The sequence below is a fragment of the Ruegeria lacuscaerulensis genome (assembly GCF_013034685.1).
Taxonomy (GTDB): domain Bacteria; phylum Pseudomonadota; class Alphaproteobacteria; order Rhodobacterales; family Rhodobacteraceae; genus Ruegeria; species Ruegeria lacuscaerulensis_B.
Genome location: NZ_WQGO01000005.1, coordinates 278,232 through 299,140 on the forward strand (window position 1 = coordinate 278,232; position 20,909 = coordinate 299,140).

17 protein-coding genes are annotated in these 20,909 nt (G+C 58.4%); 2 read left to right on the top strand and 15 right to left on the bottom strand.

The features are described from left to right. Positions 1-52: 52 nt before the first annotated feature. Both dctP and rtcR read right to left on the bottom strand, forming a co-directional pair. Entirely contained in the window at positions 53-1,153 is a 1,101-nt protein-coding gene (dctP, locus tag GOV80_RS14775) for a TRAP transporter substrate-binding protein DctP (protein WP_170785856.1), read from the bottom strand. A gap of 153 nt (positions 1,154-1,306) precedes the next feature. After that, positions 1,307-2,884 carry an RNA repair transcriptional activator RtcR gene (rtcR, locus tag GOV80_RS14780; RefSeq protein WP_170785859.1) on the bottom strand — a complete coding sequence of 526 codons (1,578 nt, stop codon included), beginning with the start codon at positions 2,882-2,884 and terminating at the stop codon, positions 1,307-1,309. A gap of 173 nt (positions 2,885-3,057) precedes the next feature. Here rtcR and GOV80_RS14785 point away from each other — a divergent pair, with 173 nt between their 5' ends. Together GOV80_RS14785 and GOV80_RS14790 are read left to right on the top strand one after the other, a co-directional pair. Then, positions 3,058-4,614, top strand: coding sequence for a vWA domain-containing protein (locus tag GOV80_RS14785; protein WP_170785861.1), 1,557 nt, complete (start codon positions 3,058-3,060; stop codon positions 4,612-4,614). A gap of 480 nt (positions 4,615-5,094) precedes the next feature. Further along, on the top strand, positions 5,095-6,504 hold the full coding sequence (locus GOV80_RS14790) for an RtcB family protein (RefSeq protein ID WP_237215861.1): 1,410 nt from the start codon (positions 5,095-5,097) through the stop codon (positions 6,502-6,504). A 54-nt stretch (positions 6,505-6,558) separates the two neighbouring features. Here GOV80_RS14790 and GOV80_RS22670 read toward each other — a convergent pair whose 3' ends face one another. The 13 genes from GOV80_RS22670 to GOV80_RS14855 form a co-directional block, all read right to left on the bottom strand. Further along, positions 6,559-10,581, bottom strand: a complete 4,023-nt coding sequence (locus GOV80_RS22670; protein WP_170785866.1) for an autotransporter domain-containing protein — start codon at positions 10,579-10,581, stop codon at positions 6,559-6,561. A gap of 501 nt (positions 10,582-11,082) precedes the next feature. After that, positions 11,083-11,340, bottom strand: coding sequence for a hypothetical protein (locus tag GOV80_RS14800; protein WP_170773424.1), 258 nt, complete (start codon positions 11,338-11,340; stop codon positions 11,083-11,085). A gap of 13 nt (positions 11,341-11,353) precedes the next feature. Further along, positions 11,354-12,055, bottom strand: coding sequence for a NapC/NirT family cytochrome c (locus GOV80_RS14805; protein ID WP_170773426.1), 702 nt, complete (start codon positions 12,053-12,055; stop codon positions 11,354-11,356). 29 nt (positions 12,056-12,084) lie between these two features. After that, positions 12,085-12,522: a nitrate reductase cytochrome c-type subunit gene (locus GOV80_RS14810; RefSeq protein WP_170773428.1), complete on the bottom strand. Its 438-nt coding sequence runs from the start codon at positions 12,520-12,522 to the stop codon at positions 12,085-12,087. Between the two features lie 12 nt (positions 12,523-12,534). After that, positions 12,535-13,452 carry a quinol dehydrogenase ferredoxin subunit NapH gene (gene napH, locus GOV80_RS14815; RefSeq protein ID WP_170785868.1) on the bottom strand — a complete coding sequence of 306 codons (918 nt, stop codon included), beginning with the start codon at positions 13,450-13,452 and terminating at the stop codon, positions 12,535-12,537. After that, the gene (gene napG / locus GOV80_RS14820) at positions 13,449-14,267 is read right to left on the bottom strand and encodes a ferredoxin-type protein NapG (protein WP_170785870.1); all 819 of its coding nucleotides are present in this window, start codon (positions 14,265-14,267) and stop codon (positions 13,449-13,451) included. The genes napH and napG overlap by 4 nt, the downstream gene beginning before the upstream one ends. Before the next feature lie 27 nt (positions 14,268-14,294). Beyond that, positions 14,295-16,787 carry a nitrate reductase catalytic subunit NapA gene (gene napA / locus GOV80_RS14825; RefSeq protein WP_170785872.1) on the bottom strand — a complete coding sequence of 831 codons (2,493 nt, stop codon included), beginning with the start codon at positions 16,785-16,787 and terminating at the stop codon, positions 14,295-14,297. After that, a complete protein-coding gene (locus GOV80_RS14830; protein WP_170773436.1) occupies positions 16,784-17,077 on the bottom strand; it encodes a chaperone NapD in 294 nt (97 codons plus the stop codon). The genes napA and GOV80_RS14830 overlap by 4 nt, the downstream gene beginning before the upstream one ends. Further along, entirely contained in the window at positions 17,074-17,589 is a 516-nt protein-coding gene (locus GOV80_RS14835; protein ID WP_170785874.1) for a ferredoxin-type protein NapF, read from the bottom strand. The genes GOV80_RS14830 and GOV80_RS14835 overlap by 4 nt, the downstream gene beginning before the upstream one ends. Positions 17,590-17,794: 205 nt before the next feature. Then, entirely contained in the window at positions 17,795-18,808 is a 1,014-nt protein-coding gene (locus GOV80_RS14840; protein ID WP_170785877.1) for a FecCD family ABC transporter permease, read from the bottom strand. A 1-nt stretch (position 18,809) separates the two neighbouring features. Then, positions 18,810-19,757, bottom strand: coding sequence for an ABC transporter substrate-binding protein (locus GOV80_RS14845; RefSeq protein ID WP_170785879.1), 948 nt, complete (start codon positions 19,755-19,757; stop codon positions 18,810-18,812). Next, positions 19,754-20,560, bottom strand: coding sequence for an ABC transporter ATP-binding protein (locus tag GOV80_RS14850; RefSeq protein WP_170785881.1), 807 nt, complete (start codon positions 20,558-20,560; stop codon positions 19,754-19,756). The genes GOV80_RS14845 and GOV80_RS14850 overlap by 4 nt, the downstream gene beginning before the upstream one ends. After that, the gene (locus GOV80_RS14855) at positions 20,557-20,901 is read right to left on the bottom strand and encodes a DUF1636 family protein (RefSeq protein ID WP_170785883.1); all 345 of its coding nucleotides are present in this window, start codon (positions 20,899-20,901) and stop codon (positions 20,557-20,559) included. Before GOV80_RS14855 ends, GOV80_RS14850 begins: the two co-directional genes overlap by 4 nt. Between the last annotated feature and the right edge of the window lie 8 nt (positions 20,902-20,909).

Genomic DNA, 20,909 nt, shown 5'->3' on the forward strand with positions numbered 1-20,909 from the left:
AAAGGCATGTCCGCGCGAAATTCGCGCGGACTTTTGGTTAGGCTTCAGCGGATTACAGGTCCAGCGTCTGGCCTTCGATCATTTCAGGCGTCACATAGCCCAAGGAACCTGACATCATGTAGTCAAGTTGGATCTTGAAGACCCGCGCCGCATCTTTGTCGCGGTTGGCATATTTGAACCAGATCGGCACGGCGACCTCGGTCATCAGCTCGACATCGTCTTGCGTCAGTCGAGTGATCTCTGTGCCTTCCGCTTCGAACTTTTTCCAGGCTTCCTGGTCGGCGGCCTGAATGGCGGCGTGGTGCAAATCGGAATAGACATGGGTTTCCATTTCCACGAATTCCTGCATCTGCGGGCTCAGTTTGTCCCATGCGGCCTTGCCCACGGTGATGTCCATGATGTCGACCGGCTGATAGACCGACATGAAGCCCGGAGGACCCATCACAATATAGTCCGTCACCTGACTGAAGCCCAAGGCGTGGTTCACGGCCGGACCCACAAAGTCTGCCACGTCGATAGTGCCTTTTTCCAGCGCCGGGAAGATTTCCGAGCCCGGCAGAACGGTTGTTTCAGCGCCCAGCTCCGAGAATACCTCGGCCACCATACCGCCCGGCAGGCGCATTTTACGGCCCGCGAAGTCGTCAACTGACCGGATTGGAACTTTCGAGTGGATGATGTTCGGCCCGTGATGCACCGGTCCGACAAAGTGCAGACCCTGACGGCCTAGCAGCTCGCGCGCGATATCGATCCCGCCCAGGCCATAGTAGAACGTGTCGTATTCATGCGGTTGGCGCAGACCCAGCGGGTACGAGCTGAGGAACACTGCGGCGGGAATGATGCCCTGATAGTAGATGGTGAACGGGTTGATGGCATCAAGCACGCCATTTTTCACCGCATCTGCCAATTGGAAATCCCCAACCACGTCATTGGCACCAAAGGCCTGGAAGGCCAGCTCACCGCCGGTTTTTTCTTCGATCGTGGCGCACCAGTCCTTGAAGGTCTGCAACCCGATTCCGCCGGGCCAGGATGTCTGGATCTTCCAAGTGGTGGTCTCACCTGCTGCGGTGGCGATATGCGGTGCAGCCAAAGTTGCCGCCCCGGCACCGGCAAGGGTGCGAAACGCGCTGCGGCGTGTAATCAGTTTATTGGTCATTTGATCCTCCCATAGATCATCACCATGCTTTCGCAGAAAACATGCTGATAGCTAGAGAGCATAGAGGAGACTTTAGGAATTGGTAATATTTTTTTTCCAATTTAGAAATCTCTCACCGTTCCGTGATTGCTCCAGCGAAAAAATACTGGCTGATTATTGGCTGGGGACGGTTAGTTTGTGCCAGTCGAGGTTGAATTTCTGCAGGTATTTACGCAGCCTATCCGCATCGTTCTGCGTGCTGCGCTTTTCCCGTGAGACCGAAAACAACGCCCGACCCGCCGCGCTGAGATTGGGCGTGCGTTGACATGTTCGGATGACATTCGCCAATTGCACCAGGTCGAAAGGATCAATGTCACGCGTGGCTGATCCCAAAATACCGCGCACCAGCGTCTCGTCGCTGTCTGAGGTCGAGGATGCCCAATCTTGTTGCAGCGCGGCTGTCTCATCCTCGACCATTGTTCGGGTGATCCGGCCCCGCGGGGCCAGTGTGCAGAGGCGTTTCACCAATCCGCTGAAGTCGCGGAAATTGCCCGGCCAATGGGTCGACGGGTTGGTGGCGAACTGTATGAACTTCTCGCGCGCGTCGATGTTGAAGCCGACCTGAATGCCTAGGCTGCGCTCCGACCGTGCGAGTTCATAGTGAAGGTTGGCCTCGATATCCTCACGCCGGTCGCGCAGGGCGGGCAATCTGAAGTTCCACATGCTCAGGCGGGCAAGCAAGTCAGGGCGAAAACGTCCCTCGGCCGTCAACGCGCGCAGATCGTGGCTGGCACCTGCGATGACCTGAAACCGGCTGGACACCTCGTGATCCGATCCAAGTGGGTAAAACCGTCCGGTCTCGATCGCGCTGAGCAAGATGGATTGCTCGGACCAGCCTAATTCATCAACTTCGTCCAGAAACAGGACGCCGCCATCTGCTTCACGCAGCAGCCCGCCACGTTCGGTCCCGGCCTGCCCCAGATAGCTGCGTCGCTGGCCGAACAGGGTGGCCAGCGCATCGGGGCCGTTGAGCGTGGCACAATTGACATGGACTAGTCGTCCCTTGACCCTGCGCCGATCCAGTTTGAGGTTGTAAATCCGCTGAGCCAATTCCGTCTTGCCGGTCCCGGTCTCACCCAGCAGCAGGATCGGATCGTCGGAATTGCTCGCAACCAACTCAATCCGGTCGATCAAGGTGTTATATTGCGCGTTTCGTGTTTCGATCCCGCCTTTTAACTGATCGCTATATTCACGCGAAAGCTGGTCGAACCGTTGCTGAAGGGCATTGTATCGGCTCAGGTCCAAGTCAATGACATCGAATTTCGGGGTTGGATCCTCCGGGCCGGGCGGGCCGGTTTGGATCAGCCGCGCCGGGACATGGCGACTTTCTGTCAGTAGGAACCAGCAGATTTGCGCCACATGCGTCCCGGTGGTCAGGTGCACATGATACTGCTCGCGATCTTCGTCAAAGCCATAGGCGCGAGCAAAGTCAAACAGCTTGCCGTAGACCTCTTGGAAGTCCCAGGGGTCATTCAGGTCCATCTGTTGCAGCAAGACCTCGGTCTCGGGCGATATCTCGGCGATCTCATGTTTGACCTGATGGGCGAGCCGGTTGAACTTGCGGTCGTGCAACAATTCGAGCCGATGCACAGGAAAATGATCATGCGATGTCAGGCTGGGCGTCGGCTTCCAGCGCCGTTTTTTGCCCATATCCAGCTGCGTACCAAGAAACCCGATGACCACATTCTTCACGATATATCCAACTCTATAATATAAGATACAAAAGTATAATATCGCGAGTTTACGCGTATCGCAAATCGTCGATTACTATATTATAAACAACAGCTTATACTATTTTCACTTTTTTCTCTGCGCTTTGGCTGGACCATGAGAAAACATCCTCAAGACAAAACGAGGATAGGAAAATGGCGAACAAATCCGTGTTTGCATCGTTGAAAGGCCGGTTGCCGCCGAAAGCAACTGCGAAGAACGCCCATGGCGCGCTGGCTTTTGCATATTCAGATGCCCATGCTCTGGCGCAGGTCGCCGTGACGGGAACATTTGGCGGCATGTTCTATCAGTCGCCGCAGGAAGAGTTGGAATACGTTCTGGATGTGGCTGAGACCGTTGAGCCAAAGTACTTGGCGCAGGCTGCGATCTATGCCCGCCAGTCGGGGTACATGAAGGACATGCCTGCTGTCTTGTTGGCTGTTTTGGCCCGGCGTGATCCGGTCCTGTTTCGGGCGGCTTTCGCCCGTGTGGTCGATAACGGCAAGATGCTGCGCACGTTCGTGCAGGTTACCCGGTCGGGTCAAACGGGGCGTAAGTCTCTGGGGTCGGCACCGAAAGCGATGGTCCAGACCTGGTTGAACACCGTCTCTGACCGGGTGCTGCTGAATGCCAATATCGGGAATGACCCGTCTTTGGCGGACGTGATCAAGATGGTGCACCCGAAACCGGCCTCGGCCGAGCGGGAGGCGCTGTTTGCCTGGATCGTCGGGCGGCCGTGCAATCTGGCACGGCTGCCGCAGGCCCTGAGGGATTGGATCGCGTTTCGGGAAACCGGCAAGGGTCCGTTGCCGGACGTGCCGTTCCAGATGCTGACGCAACTGGAACTGACACAGGTCCAATGGGCGCGGATTGCGCGCAAGGGCTCGTGGCAGATGGTGCGTCAGAACCTGAACACATTCCAGCGTCACGGCGTTTTCGACGTGTCCCGCAACGTGGATCACGTAGCTGCTTTGCTGCGCGACCCAAAAGCCATCGCCAAGGCACGGGCCTTTCCGTACCAGTTAATGGTGGCTGCGCAAAACGTGGTGCCGGATATGCCACGCTCGATCGTGGACGCGCTGCACGACGCGATGGAGATCGCCGCGCAGAACGTGCCGCAGGTTGCGGGGCAGGTGGTTGTATGCCCGGACGTGTCGGGTTCGATGACGTGGTCCGTGACCGGGTATCGTCCGGGGGCAACCTCGGCCGTGCGGCACGTGGATGTGGCTGCGCTGGTAGCAGCGTCCTTCCAGCGGGTGAACCGCGGGTGTCAGGTGTTGCCGTTCGATTTCGACGTGCGTGATGTGCGTCTGGAACCCCGCGACACGATCCTGACCAATGCCGAGCGTCTGGCCGCACTGGCCGGTGGCGGGACGAACTGTTCCGCGCCACTGGCCTGGCTGAACAAGCGCGGCCGCGCACCGGATCTGGTGGTGTTCGTGTCTGACAACCAGTCGTGGGTGGATGCCCGGAATGGTGGTCAGGGCACAGCGATGTTGACGGAGTGGGAGGTGATCAAGCGTCGCAATCCGCAGGCCAAGCTGGTCTGCATTGACATCGCCCCATACGGGACCACTCAGGCGCAGACGCGTGCCGATGTGTTGAATGTCGGCGGGTTCTCGGATGCGGTCTTTGACCAGATCGCGGCATTTGCCAGCGGTCAAACCGGCCCGGATCATTGGGTCGCTGAGATCGAAAAGATCGATGTATAAACAAGGCTCGGGCAGTGCGCTGCCCCGGCCATCAGAACAACATCAGGCAGAATGCCGGTGGGACTACATCGCTGTTACCGATCCGCGCCCTGACCAGGGCGTGGTCTCATCACCCCTTGTCTGCCTGACCCGAACGAAAGGCATGTCTCGGCGAATGCCGGTGGAACTACAGATTGTTAATCTCCAGGTCGCGGGTTCGAATCCCGCTCGTCCGAGCCCCACGGGGGACGGACGGTAGCTCAGTTGGGTAGAGCAGGGCGTTTCACCAAACTCTTGTCGTCGAGACCCAAAACGAAAGGACACCCCCGGCGAATGCCGAAGGAACTACATGGCACCTCAGGGACAGGTCGAGCGGGTTCAACTCCCCTCCGTGCCGGCGCCCAGACGGCAAACGCATCTGCCCATTCAGATGCGGGGCGGGCCTCCCGAACTGTTTCTTCCCCACTTGTCGCCGGGGCCTGAATTTGAGTGAATATGATGATGGAAAACACATTTGATCCCGTAACGGGCGAACACCTGAAAGACTGGGGGCATCGCCCTGGCAAGCAATTCCCCGTCCTGTTGGCGCGCGCGAATGAGATGCGGGCCGAAGGCTTCGGTCTGGTGCGCATCCGGCAGGAGCTGGAGGGTGAGATCCTTCCGACTCCGCCTACGCTGGATCTGCGCGCGCCCGGTGAGGTGCCGTTTCACGAAAATATCGACGCCAGCGATCCGGATGAGGAGGACAACGTCGAGAAAGTCCGCGAAACGATGACCGCGCTGATGCGGACCCCGACGATTGAGGCCGGGGCGATTATGCCCGATGCCTGTCCGGCTGGTCCGGTCGGCACGATCCCGGTTGGCGGCGTCGCGGCGGCGCGCAATGCGATCCATCCGGGGATGCATTCGGCCGACATTTGCTGCTCGGTCATGATCACCGATCTGGGGAATGCTGACCCAAAGGCCGTGCTGGATGCGGCGCAGTCAGCGACCCATTTCGGACCGGGTGGTCGGCCGCAGGGCAAGCGCTTCACAACCTCGCTGAAACTGCTGGATGCGTTCCGTGAAAATCCGTTTCTCGACAACCCGAAATTGCTGCGTATGGCGCAGGAGCATATGGGGACGCAAGGCGACGGGAACCATTTCCTGTTTGTCGGCCGGTCGCGCAAAACCGGGCGGACGGCGATTGTGACCCATCACGGTTCGCGCGGGCCGGGGGCTGTTCTGTATAAGAACGGCATGACCGTCGCGCATCGCTTCCGCAAGGAGCTGTCGCCGGGTACGCCGAAACAAAACGCCTGGATTCCGGCTGACACGCAGGAGGGGCGCGACTATTGGGATGCCCTGCAACTGATCCGCAAATGGACCAAGGCCAACCACAACGCGATCCATCAGGCAACGGTTGAGGCCGCGCGTGTGGGCGATGTCGGGGATCGGTATTGGAACGAACATAACTTCGTCTTCAAACGGGGCGATCTGTTCTATCACGGCAAGGGCGCAACCCCAGCGTGGGGTGATTATGCCGCTGATGCGACCGGGCTGACCCTGATCCCGCTGAACATGTCCGAGCCGGTTCTGGTCGTGCGCGGCAAGGATGCGGGTCACGGTCTGGGCTTCAGCCCACATGGGGCGGGGCGGAATTTCTCGCGTTCCGAACATAAGCGCCGGATGGGGTCGGTTACGCCGGATGAGATGCTGAAGGCGGAAACCGAAGGTCTGGATATTCGCTTCCATGCCGGTGGTGTGGACGCCTCGGAACTGCCGTCCAGCTATAAAAGCGCGGACAGTGTTGTGGCGCAGATCAAATCCTATGATCTGGCCGAAATCGAGGATTATATCGACCCCTACGGCTGTATCATGGCAGGTGATGTGCCGCCTTTCTGGATGAACAGGAAGAAAGGCCGCCGCTAAAGCAAGGGCCGAAGTGTTCAACCACTTCGGCCCTTGTTCTTTAAGATCGGTTCCTCAGAACGACCAGCGAATGCCCGCAAGGAAATTCGGTCCCTGCGCATCGCTGCCAACCTCGTGCGAGGCGTTGGCCTCGAACTGCATGTTGGGGATGAACTCATGCTCATATCCAATCAGAACACTCCCGCCCGAGAAGTCGGTGGCCGCAAAGCTGAGGCTTTGGGTTGAGCCAAAGACAGTGACATCCGCATCCGAGTCGCCCAGACCCTGCCGGACAACGCCGGAAAGCTGACCGACCAACACGCCGCCTGTGTTCAGAGCCTTGGAGGCTTCGACACCCAAGCGGACCTCAATCACGTCAGTCGTGGCGTCATCCACGGTCGCGTTCGCAGATGAGCCGGTTTCGGTGTAGCTGTCATCCTCTTGCCGGGTATAGCGGAGGTCGCCAAAACCGGTCAGGCCGATGGTGCCTGTGGTCTCGAAATCCCGCTCGACACCGGCGTAGACCGTCAGCAAGGTGCTGTCGAAATCGGCATCCGCATCAGCGCTGCCTGAAATCTCACGCGTGCGGTCGGTGGACAGCCAGCCATAGCCCAGCCCGGCCTCGACCGTATAGGTGCCGATCTGACGTCCGATCGAGGCGTCGATATAGAAGCCGTCCGTGTCAAAATCGGTGGTGTCGGTGTCGCCATCCGTGCGGAACACGCCCAGCCCAAAGGCCAGCGCGGTGCCATTGTCCAACTGTCCCGAAAAGCCGACGCTACCGTTGATCGCCGTGACATCCGTATCAATGCCCGGCACATTTTCGAACCGGCGTGAGGCCGCGTCGAGATGCACATAAGGACGGAAGCCACCAATGCTCAGGCCCGAGACATTGCCGGTTTCGGCATTCCGTGTGACCTGCGCAGCCTCATAGCGCAGCGCGCCGTTCGAGCTGCCGATGAGAGTGCCGTAATAGGCTACGATATCGGCCGATGTCAGAATTTCGGCCGGATCGACAGCGGCATAGACCGGTGCCGGGCCACCTTCATCCTGCACGAACCATCCCGACCGGCCGTCCGAGATAATCGTGTTGAAATCCCCTGTTCCTGGCGCGGCATCTTCGAAAAAGAACACCGAACTGCCGCCTTGGGCGAACAGATTGACCTGATGATCCTGAACACGGATCAAGCCGTCGACATTGTCCTGAGTGTCCAGATTCAGCGTCCCGGTTCCCGAGCCCAAGAAGATGGCATAGGCATCATCTGTGTCCGAACGCGCCGAGATAGAGCCAACCTCGGTAATCTCGCCGTCGAAATTCTGGATGTTCAGACCAAAGGCCTCGGACGTGTCGCCGCCCGAAGCAGCGACATTGATCACGCCAGTATTGGCGAATGTGCCCTGCAAATCGGCAATAATCACACCACTGGCGTCGGCATCACCGGTTCCGTTTGCAATAGCGGCGACTGCCGTCAACTGGCCCGAGTTGGTGACTGCGTCATTGTAGACCCCACCCAGAGACAACGCCTGCGCCGTTGCACCCAATGCGCCGGTGGCAGACGCAGAGACATTGCCGGTATTACTTGCGGCTGCATCGCTGCTGTTGCCCGTGAAAATACCCTGCGACAGCGCTTCATCGGTTTCTGAAATCGCCATGGTCGAGATCGTACCCGAATTGGCAAAACTTCCCGTCAGTCCACCATTCGCGACAATGCCGGTTGCGCGGGCCGAAGAAAGGGCCGAGGCTTCGGCAATCAGGGTGCCGTTGTTGGTCAGCACGCCATCAATTCCGCCATTCACAAGCAGACCTAAGGCGCGACCGTCGCCGGTTTCGGCTGATCCATTGGCCATGATTGTGCCTGAGTTGGTGAAATCTCCGTCCAACCCATTATTGGTCACGAAAACCCCGGCAGCGACACCCAGAGTTTGTCCTTTGGTTTCAACAGTAAGCGTGCCCGAGTTTTCAATATTTCCGGTCATGCCGTTGGCAATAAACGCCCCGAAAGCAGAGGCCGAGGAGCCACCGGACAGATTGTCCGCTTCGGCGCGGACGGTGCCGGAATTGACAAAGTCGCCATTCAAGCCGCCGCTGATGTCGATGGCGGATGCAAAGGCGTTGGTCGATCCTTCGGCCCGCACGTTCAGTGTGCCACTGTTTTCGATCTGTCCTGTCGAGGTGCTAGTGATGTCCAGGGCATGGGCGCGGGCCGACCCGGTGCTGGCTTCGGCCATTGCCGTAATTGTCTGGGTGTTCAGGAAGTTACCGTCAAACGGCCCGCCGACAATAAAGCCTGTAGCCACCGATGTTTGCGCCGCACTGGTTTGAGCGGCAATCGTGCCAGAGTTCGTGATGTCCCCATCGACCCCGCCAAAGGCGCGCAGGCCAAAGGCGCGAGCCTCGTTCGTGCTGCCAATGGCCGACACCATTAGGGTACCGCTGTTGCTGAAACTGCCAACCATCCCGTTGGTGATCGTATAGCCCCCGGCAGTTGCGGTCGAAAACGCTTCGGCCTGAATACGCAGAGTGCCAGTGTTGGTGATTGATCCGGTCAGGGTGTTGCGGATATCGGCAGCCGCCGCAAAGGCCGAGAAATCGCCCTCGGCTTCGACTGTGATTGTGCCGTCATTAGTGACGTCACCGTCCATTCCACCAAAGACACGCAGGCCAAAGGCCGTCGCCTCGGAGGTTTCGCTTGAAACGTTGATCTGAAGCGTGCCGGTGTTGGCAAAGTTTCCGGTTAGCCCGTTGCGGATGACAAACCCGCCGCCAGATCCCTCGGACGAGGCATTGATCTGGGTCGTAAGCGTGCCGGTGTTGCGAATTTCCCCGTTCAGGCCGCCATTGACCATCAGGGCATGGGCTTCGGCGGAACTGCCCGTGGCGATTATGGTGATCGTGCCACCATTGGTGAAATCACCGTCCATTTGTCCGCTGACAAACAGGCCAAAAGTCTCTGCCTCGGACGCGGTGGAGTCAGAGGCCAGCAGAATGGTGCCCGAGTTTTCGAAATCGCCGTCGAAATCGCCGCCTAGATAATAAGCCGCTCCGCTGGCAGATGCCGTCCCGGTGCCGCGTGCATCAATCGTCCCGCTGTTGGTGATGTTGCCAACCGTGTTGCCCTCAACATAGACAGCCGCGCCATCAGCGCTGCCCGAGGTCGTTTGCGCCGTTGCGACGATGGTGCCCGAGTTGATCAGGGCACCGTTCTGGTCGCCTTCGACATGGATGCCCCAGGCAGTCGCGTCATCCGCTGAACCATTGGCCAGAACTGAGATAGTGCCGGTGTTGTTGAAGTCGCCGTTTACATCGGTGATCACCTCAACCCCGATGGCATAGACATCGTCCACCCCGTCCGTGGCCGTAGCGCTGATCGTGCCCGAGTTGGTCAGATTGCCGTTCAGGCTTCCTTCAAACTGAAAGCCGAAGGCCGAGGCCTGTTCGCCCGTCTGGGCTGTGACTTGGATCGTACCGGTATTGTCGATGTCTGTTTCGGCGGGGTTCACGAACAGAAACCCGGCCGCAGCCGCGTTTTCAGTCGGAACCGACGAGGACTGTACCAGTATGTCCCCGTTGTTTTCGATCGTCGCCGTTGATTGAGCAACACCGTCGACCACAGTTCCAATCGCCAATGCGACGGCATTGTCGCTGCTGACATTGACGTCGATTGTCCCGTTGTTCTGATATGTTCCGGCAAGATCGTCGTCAAACAGGACACCAAGGCCAAGCGCGGACCCATTGGCGTCGATATCAATGTCGATCAACCCGTTGTTGATAACCTGTCCGGTTTCACCCAGATCTCCATTTAGCTCCAGGCCGAACCCAAGTTGTTCTCCGGGGGCGGGGCCGGAGATCGTTCCGTCATTGGTAAAGACGCTGGTGTAATCGGTGTTGATCTGCACGGCGGGGCCAGAATCCGCGGTCAGATTAACAGCCCCGGTTTCGGTGATCGTTATGTCCTCGTCGATGAGAAAGTCCGCCGGGGTCGTCTGCGGTGCAGAAATGACAACATCCGCAGAAGCAACAGTTGCGCATGCGCTTACCGCTATCGAGGCCAGGAATACCGAAGGCGCAACACTGGCCACCCGGCCCTTCCACTTCACAACACGACCGCCTCTTGCCACACGTGCCGGCGTGTGCTGCTTTGCGCAACTATTCATTGCATACCCCGAAAGATGAACTCGTTAACGATATGTTAACATTAGTAGCCAATGCGAGTTGGGGGCGTAAATGGTGGAAAGTGTTTAGTTGGAAAATTTTGTCAGATTGCAATTTTGCAACAGCGGTCTTCGTATTGCGACTTCAAGATGCCCATCGAATCTTCTGGTCAACAAGCGTCGGAAAACGTTGAAATAAAAATTCAGCGCGTTTGTGCAAAAACCGAACCTTGTTGCACCCCAATGGACACCAATTTTTGAAGTATCTATGTGCCCTGGTGTTTCAACAATCCGCTAAAATGAGTCAGATTGTTTGATGTTTTCTATGTTTGTGGGCCCTTTTCGTCGAGCGCAACTTTTGCGCGAAAAGAGAAGGCGGCGCCAATTTAGCACCGCCTTCAACTGTTCAATGCAAAGTTTGCTACGGCAAACCTGTTTGTCAAAACATCAAACAGTAGCGCCCTTGATGCGAATTGCCGAACCCAAGGCCCCTGCGCACATCCCGACGACCACTGCGATAAGCAGTTCGCCTGTTCCGAAATTGGCGAATGACCAATGCGCAAAGATTAGCGTTTCAGCGACTCCAACAACGCCTCCCATCACCGCGCCAAGCAAGGGGTTGCGGGTCATCATACCCAGTGCCAGGCCCAATATACCGGGCAGGCTGATTATGTTGGCTCCGATTGTTCCCAGAAGTTCCAGCATATCTGCCTCCTTTTTACTCGGACCGATTGGTCAGGAATGACCGGATTTCTTCACTTCCGTCCGCCACCTGTTGACCCAGCGGCGTCGGTGCATCAGCAGCCAGCTCTTCGGTGATTTCCTGATACCGCTGCAGATGTCCAGGTGGCAGGCTGTGCGCGATCCCCTGGTGGCAGTCGATGCAGGTCATGCCGGTGTCGATGGCACGCTGATGCTCGGACGCCGCACGATTTTCCTGAAGGGTGAAGTCCATATAGTCGAAGTTGTGACAGTTGCGGCATTCACGACTGTCTGAAGCTTTCATCTTTTTCCACACGGCGGTGGCCATGCTTAGTCGATGTTCTTCGTATTTCTCGGGCGTGCCGATGGTGCCAGCCAGCTCGTGATAGACATCCTTGACCGCCATGATCTTGGCTTTGATCTTGTGGTTCCACTCATGCGGCACGTGGCAATCCGAACATATAGCCCGCACGCCCGAGTGGTTGTTGTAGTGGATCGTCTCGCGGTATTCGCCGAGGTTCGTTTCCATCGTGTGGCACGAGGTGCAGAACTCTTCGGTATTGGTCAGTTCCAGGGTCCAGTGGAACCCACCCCAGAACAGGATACCGGCCAGAAACCCTGCCAGCACCAGAAAGCCCGAGCTGAACAGAACGGTCGGTGTCCAGATCGCATTCCAGATGCGGCCGATCCAGCCGCGTTTTTCGGGGGAGTCTGCCATTTCGGTGCTCCTTTCAGTCAAGCGTTGGATCAGTTTCCGGAAGAAGGTTCAAAAACGTTATCGACAAGCGCCGGCGTGTCTGCCTGTGGGACATGACACTGGTTGCAGAAGTACCGAGTACCGGCGATTTGATCCAGTTCACGTCCTTCGCGGTCCAGATAGTGCGTCATCGATAAAGTGGGTGCGTTGCGCTCACCCGCCTTTGTCCAGTCGTGGCAGGACAGGCATTGGTTGGTCCGCAGATCGATTTGGTATTGTTCGATTGAATGCGGGATCAGCGGGGGTTGCTGCCGGTAATTCCTCTGCATACGCCCTTCGATAGTGCGGTGGACCTGATCGAGTGGAACGGGTTCATCAACCTCGGCCCCGCGCAGGGCTTCGACTTGCGCGGATTGGGCAAGGGCGAACCCGCTCAGGAGTATGACGGGGATCAGGGCTGTGACGCCGGTCAGGATTGGCTTGTTCATCTTGGCACTCCCTTAGGTGGGTCTGGCTGCGCGCTGAATGGGCGCGGGAACGGGATCGGAAGGTGCGGCGACGTGGTCGTCGAACCGGTGAGTAAACTTGAAAACATCAACCGCGCAAACATCGATACAGCGGCCGCAATTCGTGCAGTCGGGTGACAGGATCAGCGGTGTGGTGCCGGTTTTGCCGCGCAACGCGGGTGATATGACGTGGTTTTCCGGGCAGACGGCAAAGCAATCCATGCAGTCGTCACAGGCTGCGCGATTGGGCGCGCTGACACGCAACATCGCTTTGGTGCCGATTAGGCCATAGAATGCTCCGACCGGGCACAGGTGACCGCACCATCCGTGACGGGACACGAACAGGTCGAAGAAGAAGATTGCAACGATCATCGCCCAGACAAAGCCCGCGCCAAAGATCAGGCCGCGATGCAGCATGGTGATCGGGTTGATCAGTTCCCACGCGATGACCCCGGACAGACCCGAGACGATCAGTACCGTGGCCAATATCCACAGCCGCGTACCGCGTTTGGGTTGCCAGCCTTTGGGCAGGCCTAGCTTGCGGTGCAGCCAATGGGCGGCATCGGTTACCGGGTTGATCGGGCAGACCCAGGAGCAATAGACGCGCCCGCCGATCAGCGCGTAGGCGACCAGAACAATCAGGCCTCCGATCAGGGCGGTCAGTTCGGGCCAGTGCCCGGCAACCACGCTTTGCAGCAGAACAAATGGGTCGGTCAGCGGCAACACGCCAAGGGTCAGCGACCCGGCCAGCGTGCCTTGAACGATCCAGATGCCGAACCATGGGCCCAGCAAGAACAGGACCAGAAAGAGCAACTGTGAGGCTCGGCGCAGCAACAGGTATTTGTGCGCACCTAACCAGCCTTTGGCTTCGATTGCCTCTTGGCCGACGGGGAAATGTGTGCGTGCACTCATTGTCGAGCCCCCGGCAAATTGTATTCCGGCGCAAATCCACCCGGCGTGACCAGATTGTCGGTGCCCGGTCCGGGTAGGCGGTCAGGCAGGTCGATGATGCCTTCGACCACTGGTGCGCCCTTGGCCTCTTTCTCTTCCCAGCCTTTGCGATAGTGATCGGCGCTGGAACCGCGCGCCAGCCGGGCGGGCAGAACCTTGATCGCTGCCTGTGGCAGAACGCAGCTTTTCTCGCACATGCCACAGCCGGTGCAGCGATCGGCATGAACGGTGGGGATGAACAGCGCATGGTGGCCAGAACGGGTGTTGTGCGCGGTTTCAAGCGTGATCGCTTCGTCAATCACCGGGCAGACCCGGTAGCAAACATCGCAGCGCAGGCCCTGAAAGTTCAGGCAGTTTTCCTGGTCGACCAGAACGGCCACGCCCATATCGGCGTCGTCGATATTGTCCAGCGCAGGGTTCAGCGCCCCGGTGGGGCAGGCGGCGACACAGGGAATGTCGTCGCACATCTCGCAGGGCACGTCGCGCGCGGTGAAATAGGGTGTGCCGGTGGCGACGGCATCGACGCCAAGCTCGGCCAGCTTTAGCGTGTTATATGGGCAATCCCGCACGCACAGACCGCAACGGATACAGGCGGACAGGAAGTCTTGTTCCGGCAAGGCACCGGGGGGACGCAAGGCCTCGGCCGGCAAAGCCCGCGCGTCGCGCGCCAGCCAGGCCAACAAGGACCCGGCCGCCACGCAGCCGCCAGCGGCGCGCGCCGAGTCCTGCAGGAACCGGCGCCGCTGCGGCGAGAGGGGAGAGCCAACACCAGACATGGGTCTTACCTTTGCCTTGCCAGTTTCTTATGCGCGCTCGACCTTACAGGCGCATTTCTTGTAGTCGGTTTCCTTCGACAGCGGGCAGGTTGCATCCAACGTCAGTTTGTTAGTCAGCTGGTGCTCGTCAAACCAAGGCATGAAGACCAGCCCACGTGGCACCTTGTTGCGCCCACGGGTTTCGACCCGGCTGGTCACTTCGCCCCTGCGGGTGGACAAAACAATTTCCTGACCGCGCCGCAGACCGCGATCCCGGGCGTCGTCGGGGTGCATGAAAACAACAGCTGACGGGAAGGCGCGGTGCAATTCCGGAACCCGGCGGGTCATCGAACCCGAATGCCAGTGTTCAAGAACCCGACCAGTACAGAGCCACAAATCGTATTCATTGTCCGGCTCTTCAGCAGCAGGTTCGTAAGGCGCGAAGATAATTTTGGCCTTGCCGTCCTTGTGGCCATAGAATTTCACGTCGGCCCCTTCGGGTACATAGGGGTCATAGCCTTCGCGGAAACGATAAAGCGTTTCTTTGCCGTCCACGACCGGCCAACGCATACCGCGTGCCTGATGGTACATTTCGAACGGTGCCAGATCGTGCCCATGACCGCGCCCGAATTCGGCGTATTCTTCGAACAATCCTTTCTGCACGTAAAACCCAAAATGCTGTGCTTCGTCATTGTCGAAACCTTCGGCAGTTTCAGAAAGCGGGTATTTGTCCACATTCCCGTTCTGGAACAGAACCTCGAACATCGTCTTGCCGCGATGCTCTGGCATCTTGGCCAGCAGCTCTTCGCCCCAGACTTCTTCTACGGTGAAGCGTTTCGAGAATTCCATTAGCTGCCAAAGGTCGGATTTAGCCTCGCCCGGCGCTTTAACCTGTTGATGCCAGAACTGAGTGCGGCGCTCGGCGTTGCCATATGCGCCTTCTTTCTCGACCCACATAGCCGTTGGCAGGATCAGGTCGGCTGAAACTGCGGTGACGGTTGGATAGGGATCTGAAACGGTGATGAAGTTTTCAGGATTGCGATAACCGGGATACCCTTCCTCATTGATATTCGGGGCGGCTTGCATGTTGTTGTTGCACTGAACCCAATACGCGTTCAGCACACCGTCTTTCAGCATTCGATGTTGTAAAACAGCGTGGAAGCCCGGTTTTGGCGGGATTGTACCTTCGGGAATTTTCCATGCGGTTTCACAAATCTCGCGGTGCTCGTCATTTGCGACAACCATGTCCGCGGGCAGGCGGTGGGCGAATGTGCCAACCTCTCGGGCGGTGCCGCAGGCAGATGGTTGGCCGGTCAGCGAGAAGGGCGAGTTGCCGGGTTCGGAAATCTTGCCAACCAAAAGGTGGACGTTGTACATCAGCGAGTTCACCCACGAACCGCGCGTATGCTGGTTGAAACCCATGGTCCAAAGGCTCATGACTTTCCGGTTTGGATCCGCATATTGTTTCGCAAGTTTCTCAAGCTTGTCAGCGGGAACACCTGAGAGTTCAGATACATATTCCAAAGTGTATGGCTCAACAGCTTTGGCATATTCTTCGAAGCTGATGGGTTCCATTTTGCCCGAGTTCGGGTTTTCCGCGTCTTGCTGAAGTTGGTTTTCGTCGCGCAGGCCGTAACCGATATCGGTTGCCGTCTTGGTGATGTTTACGTGCTTTTTGACGAAGTCTTCGTTCACCGCACCATTCTGAATGATGTAGTTGGCGATATAGTTCAGGATCGCCAGATCTGTCTGTGGATTGAACACGATGCCATTGTCAGCCAATTCGAAAGAACGATGTTCAAATGTTGACAGGACATGAACTTCGCTGCCCGGTTTGGTCAGACGCGTGTCTGTCAGGCGCGACCACAGGATGGGGTGCATCTCGGCCATATTCGAGCCCCACAGAACGAACGTGTCTGCGTGTTCGAAATCGTCATAGCAACCCATCGGCTCATCAATGCCGAAGGTGCGCATGAAGCCAACAACAGCCGAGGCCATGCAATGACGGGCATTGGGGTCGATATTATTCGAGCGGAAGCCGGCTTTCATCAGCTTGGCGGCGGCGTAGCCTTCCCAGACCGTCCACTGACCCGAGCCGAACATGCCCACGCTGGTCGGGCCTTTCTTGGCCAGCGCCTCTTTCCACTTGGCGGCCATGACATCAAAGGCTTCGTCCCAGCTGACCGGTTCGAACTCGCCATTTTTGTCGTATTCGCCATTGGTCTTGCGCAGCAACGGAGTGGTCAGGCGGTCTTTGCCATACATAATTTTGGATAGGAAATAGCCCTTGATACAGTTCAGGCCGCGGTTCACCGGCGCGTCCGGGTCGCCCTGAGTGGCCACAACGCGACCTTCCTTGGTGCCAACCAGAACGGAACAGCCCGTTCCGCAGAACCGGCACGCGGCCTTGTCCCAGCGGATATCCGGCGTCGCCGCCTGAGCGTCGGCCGTGCCTGTGGCCAGCGGAATACCGGCGGCCGAGGCCGTGGCTGTGGCAGCAGTGGCTTTGAGGAATGTCCGGCGTGATTCAGAATGTGTCATAGCGTGAGCCTCCGGCTGGTGGTTTGGCTTAGGGCATCGGGACGCGGGCGGGTCTCTGCGAGGTCCTCGAAATGGTGATAGGTCAACGTCAGAGACACGACCCCGGGGATCTGGTGCAGATCCATGATGGTCTCGGACGCAAGGCGTTCAGGGGTATCTTCGACCACGACGACGAAACGGCCGTCTTCGGTCTGGGCGTGGATTTCCACACCCGGTGTATCGCTCATGGATTGCGCCGCAGCCGTAGCGTAGTCGGGCGCGACATGGGCAAGGCAACCGCAGATGTTCATTGCACAGCTTCCATTTTGGGTTGAGGGGTGTGGCCCAGCGAGATGGCATCCGCCGGGCAAACGGTAGGGCAGAGCCCGCAGCCGGTGCAGGCCGCTACATCCAGTGTCGGTTTGGCCCGACCACCGGTTTGCAGCGAGAACCGGATCGCGCTTTCTTCGCAATTGTCCTGGCAGAGGCGGCAACTGACGCCATTCATCGACAGGCAAGAGTCCAGCTTCAGCGCGGCACGCCATGGCCAGTCGAAAACAAGGTCGATGTCCAAAGCAGGGGTTGGGCAAGCATTGGCGCATTCGCCGCAAAAAGTGCAGGGATTGTCTGAGGGTTGAAAAACAGGAAAGCCGTCCGCAGCGATTGCAATCACGTCCTCAGGACAAGCCGATGCGCAATCGCCGCATTTCGTGCAGTGCTTGAGAAAGTCAGGCCCGACCGATCCCGGAGGTCTGGCTGTCACACCGTCCTCATCGTGAAATCTCGCGCTCAGGAAGGCGCGCCGGGTAGTCACTTGGCCCATTCTCAAAGACCTGGCTTTGCTAGATTCTGTTCGTCGCTATTCCCGATTAACGGCTTCGTTTAGCGCCGGATTTGATATTGATCAATTTCTTGGCAGTTTTTGCATGGAACTTAAAAAAATATGCATGCAAAAAATCTGTTTTGTCAAATTGTTGCAGGTGCGCTGACAGCTCGGCAAGCGTCGGGACTGACAAAAACAAGCCAATTTATCTTTTGGGCTTCGCCGTTCTGAGCAGCAGAATGAACACGAAAATCGAGCCCAGTGAGGTCGTCACAATTCCGACCGGTAGCTCTTGCGGGGCAAGCATCAGGCGGCTGAGGATATCGGACCCGGTCAGCAGCACCGCGCCAACCACGGCTGCCGTCGGGACAAGGTGATTGTGCAAAGGACCAGCGATGCCGCGCGCAATATGTGGAACCATCAGGCCAACAAAGCCGATCACACCGGCGACCGACACAAAAACGGCGGTCGCGAGCGCTGCAACAAAGAACATTTTGAACCGTAGCGACTGAACCGGAACGCCCAGTGTTGTTGCCGTGACATCTCCGGTCAGCAGCGCATCCAGCCAGCGGCTACGATAGAGGGCATAGGCCAGAATAAGCGCCAGCCCGGCGCAGACCAGCGGGAAGGTTTCCCATCGCGCCAGACCCAAACCGCCAAGCATCCAGAAGATGACGGAATGGGCAGCACGGTTATCGCCTGCGAAAATCAGGTAATTGGTTAGGGCTGAGAACAGGAAGGACACCGCAAGCCCGGCTAGGATCAATTTCTCAGGCGCGCTCGTCCGCAATCCGTGTACCAAAGCCAGCACGATGCCAGAGGCCACCAGCCCTCCGCAAAACGCCGCCAGCGGCAAGGTCCAGAACCCCAGAATGTCCCCGGTTACGGTGATGACGAACACAGCACCCGCTGCAGCGCCCGAAGACAGCCCGAACAGAAACGGGTCGGCCAGATCGTTCCGCGTGGTTGTCTGCAAGACAACGCCGACAATCCCCAAACCAGCGCCGATCACGGCCGCAAACAGCGCGCGGGGCAGGCGCAGGTCAAAGACGATACGGTGCAGGGGCGACACGTCTCCATCCACAAGGCCTGTGCCCAGCAATATGGCCTCGAATGTATCGGACAGAGGGATGGATGTGGTTCCGTAGATTGTTGAAACCAGAAGAAGGGCGGCCAGAATGACCGCCCCCACCAAAAGTGTCAGCCCCAGACGGCCCAAATTAGTTCAGGCCCTTATGCATGGCCTGTGCCATTTTCGAGATCGCCTGAATGTTCGCGGGTCCCGGCGTTAGTTCTTCGTACCGCAGACCGATCCAGCGCTCGTTTTTGACCGCATCGGTTTGCGACATCACCGGGTGCTCTTGCAGGAATTTGAACGTATCCGCCGCGCCATTTCCGGTTTGATAGTCCAACAGCACCAGGAACTCGGGGTTCGCGGCGGCCACGGCCTCCCAAGAGCTGCGGCCCCAGCTTGTATCCATGTCATGGGTCACGTTCTGACCGCCCGCAGCGGCAATCATCGCATCAGGGATGGCGTATTTTCCGGCGGTGAAGGGCGCATCAGCGGGCCCGTCCAGCAGGAACACGCGCGGTTTTGGCAGATCGGCGGTTTTCGCCTCAATCGCGGCCAGCTCGTCTTTCCAGCCTGAAACCAACGCTTCGGCCTTGTCTTCAACATGCATGACCTTGCCCAGACGCAGGACATCGTCAAACAGCAGGTCCATGCTGGCCTTTGGGCGGTCCTTATGCAGGTGAACGCAGCTTTCCGACAGGATCATAGTCTTGATCCCGAAGGGCGCCAGCGTTTCCGGTGTCACATCACCACCGGGCCGCATTCCGTAGTACCAACCGGCAAAGAACAGGTCGGGTTCAACGGCCACCAGGTTCTCGACCGTCGGATATTTCGGGGCCAGTTCCGGGATATCGCCGCGCAGCGAGTCGAACTCGGGGCTGGTTTTGTACCAGCCGGTAATCCCGGTCAGGCCGACGATCTTGTCTTGTAGACCCAGTGCAAAGGCCATGTCGGTCATGTTCATGTCATGCACGACCAGACGCTCGGGCTGGGTTTCAAACGCCAGCGGTTCGCCGCAATTGTCGACGGTAACTTCATGCGCGGCGGCACCGCCCGCCATGGCTGTAACCAGCGCCACGGACAATATGTGTTTCATTCGGAAATGCTCCTAACAGGATTGGAAACTGAGGTTTTTCGGATGTCCAGCGCCGGGATCAAGCGGCCCTCGTGCTGGAAAAACAGGTAATCTACGCCGAACGTGTCACGCACGCGGTCGGTGGTGAGCACGTCGGCCACAGGTCCGAACCCGGTAAGACGGGTGGATTTCATCAGCGCGACATGCGTCGCAAATTCCGGGATCATGACCAGATCGTGGACGATCATCACCACTGTGATCCCCAGCCCGGCCACCAGTGACAACATCCGCCCCTTGGCGTCCGGGTCCAGATGGTTGGTGGGCTCGTCCAGAAACAGCAGTGCCGGGTTTTGTGCCAATGCCCGCGCGATATGGGCGCGCTGCCGTTCCCCGCCCGACAGAACCGCCATGCGCTTGTCGGCCAGATCGTTCAGGCTGGTCAGGTCCAAAATTCGCGCAAGATCGGCGGCATGGGCCTCGGCCGAGCGGTCGGCCCGGATCGGGATCTGTCCCAGCGCTACATACTCGCGCAAGGAGAGCCGCCCGTCGGGATATTCCTGCTGGCTGACAACAGCGATCATCCGCGCACGCTCGGTCGCCGACATGCTGCGCAAATTTCGCCCCTTGAACAATACATTGCCGTCCGAAGGATGCTCGGACCCGCATAGAAGGTTCATCAGCGTTGTCTTGCCCGCGCCGTTGGGCCCGGCGATGGCCAGAACCGCGCCTTCGTGAAGCGCAAAGGTGATGTCCTGAAGCAGAACTTCGCCGTGATAGGCGTGATAACCGACGCCGTTGACCTGAAGGAACGCATGTTCGTTCATGTGGCCCCCGTCGCCAAGGGCGGCATCCGCGACAAGGTCTTGTGCAACAGCGCCTCGGGGCGATCCGTTGCCTTGGTCCAACCTGTGGAACTGTTTTGGTATTGCCGCGCGAAAGCGGCCAAAGCGTCGATATCGGCCGAGGTTTGAATTTCGCCAAACAGATATTGTGCCTTCGCACCCGCCTGAAATCCAACGGTCAGTGGGTGATCGCAACCGGCCATACACTCGATCATCCGTGTGCCGTAGCCCTCGGGCAGGCGCTCGCGCAGGGCCTCGGCAATCGATAGCGCCGCCTCTGCCCCTTGGCAGGTCGTGCAGATCAGCACCACATGATCCGTCATGCTCCGCC

Coding starts and splice junctions, on each gene's coding strand:
- napH (WP_170785868.1), bottom strand. CDS start 13,452: ATGAGTGCACGCACACATTTCCCCGTCGGCCAAGAGGCAATCGAAGCC.
- napA (WP_170785872.1), bottom strand. CDS start 16,787: ATGACACATTCTGAATCACGCCGGACATTCCTCAAAGCCACTGCTGCC.
- GOV80_RS14800 (WP_170773424.1), bottom strand. CDS start 11,340: ATGCTGGAACTTCTGGGAACAATCGGAGCCAACATAATCAGCCTGCCC.
- GOV80_RS14785 (WP_170785861.1), top strand. CDS start 3,058: ATGGCGAACAAATCCGTGTTTGCATCGTTGAAAGGCCGGTTGCCGCCG.
- dctP (WP_170785856.1), bottom strand. CDS start 1,153: ATGACCAATAAACTGATTACACGCCGCAGCGCGTTTCGCACCCTTGCC.
- GOV80_RS14790 (WP_237215861.1), top strand. CDS start 5,095: ATGGAAAACACATTTGATCCCGTAACGGGCGAACACCTGAAAGACTGG.
- GOV80_RS14855 (WP_170785883.1), bottom strand. CDS start 20,901: ATGACGGATCATGTGGTGCTGATCTGCACGACCTGCCAAGGGGCAGAG.
- GOV80_RS14810 (WP_170773428.1), bottom strand. CDS start 12,522: ATGAACAAGCCAATCCTGACCGGCGTCACAGCCCTGATCCCCGTCATA.
- napG (WP_170785870.1), bottom strand. CDS start 14,267: ATGTCTGGTGTTGGCTCTCCCCTCTCGCCGCAGCGGCGCCGGTTCCTG.
- GOV80_RS14850 (WP_170785881.1), bottom strand. CDS start 20,560: ATGAACGAACATGCGTTCCTTCAGGTCAACGGCGTCGGTTATCACGCC.
- GOV80_RS14845 (WP_170785879.1), bottom strand. CDS start 19,757: ATGAAACACATATTGTCCGTGGCGCTGGTTACAGCCATGGCGGGCGGT.
- GOV80_RS14830 (WP_170773436.1), bottom strand. CDS start 17,077: ATGAACATCTGCGGTTGCCTTGCCCATGTCGCGCCCGACTACGCTACG.
- GOV80_RS14805 (WP_170773426.1), bottom strand. CDS start 12,055: ATGGCAGACTCCCCCGAAAAACGCGGCTGGATCGGCCGCATCTGGAAT.
- GOV80_RS14835 (WP_170785874.1), bottom strand. CDS start 17,589: ATGGGCCAAGTGACTACCCGGCGCGCCTTCCTGAGCGCGAGATTTCAC.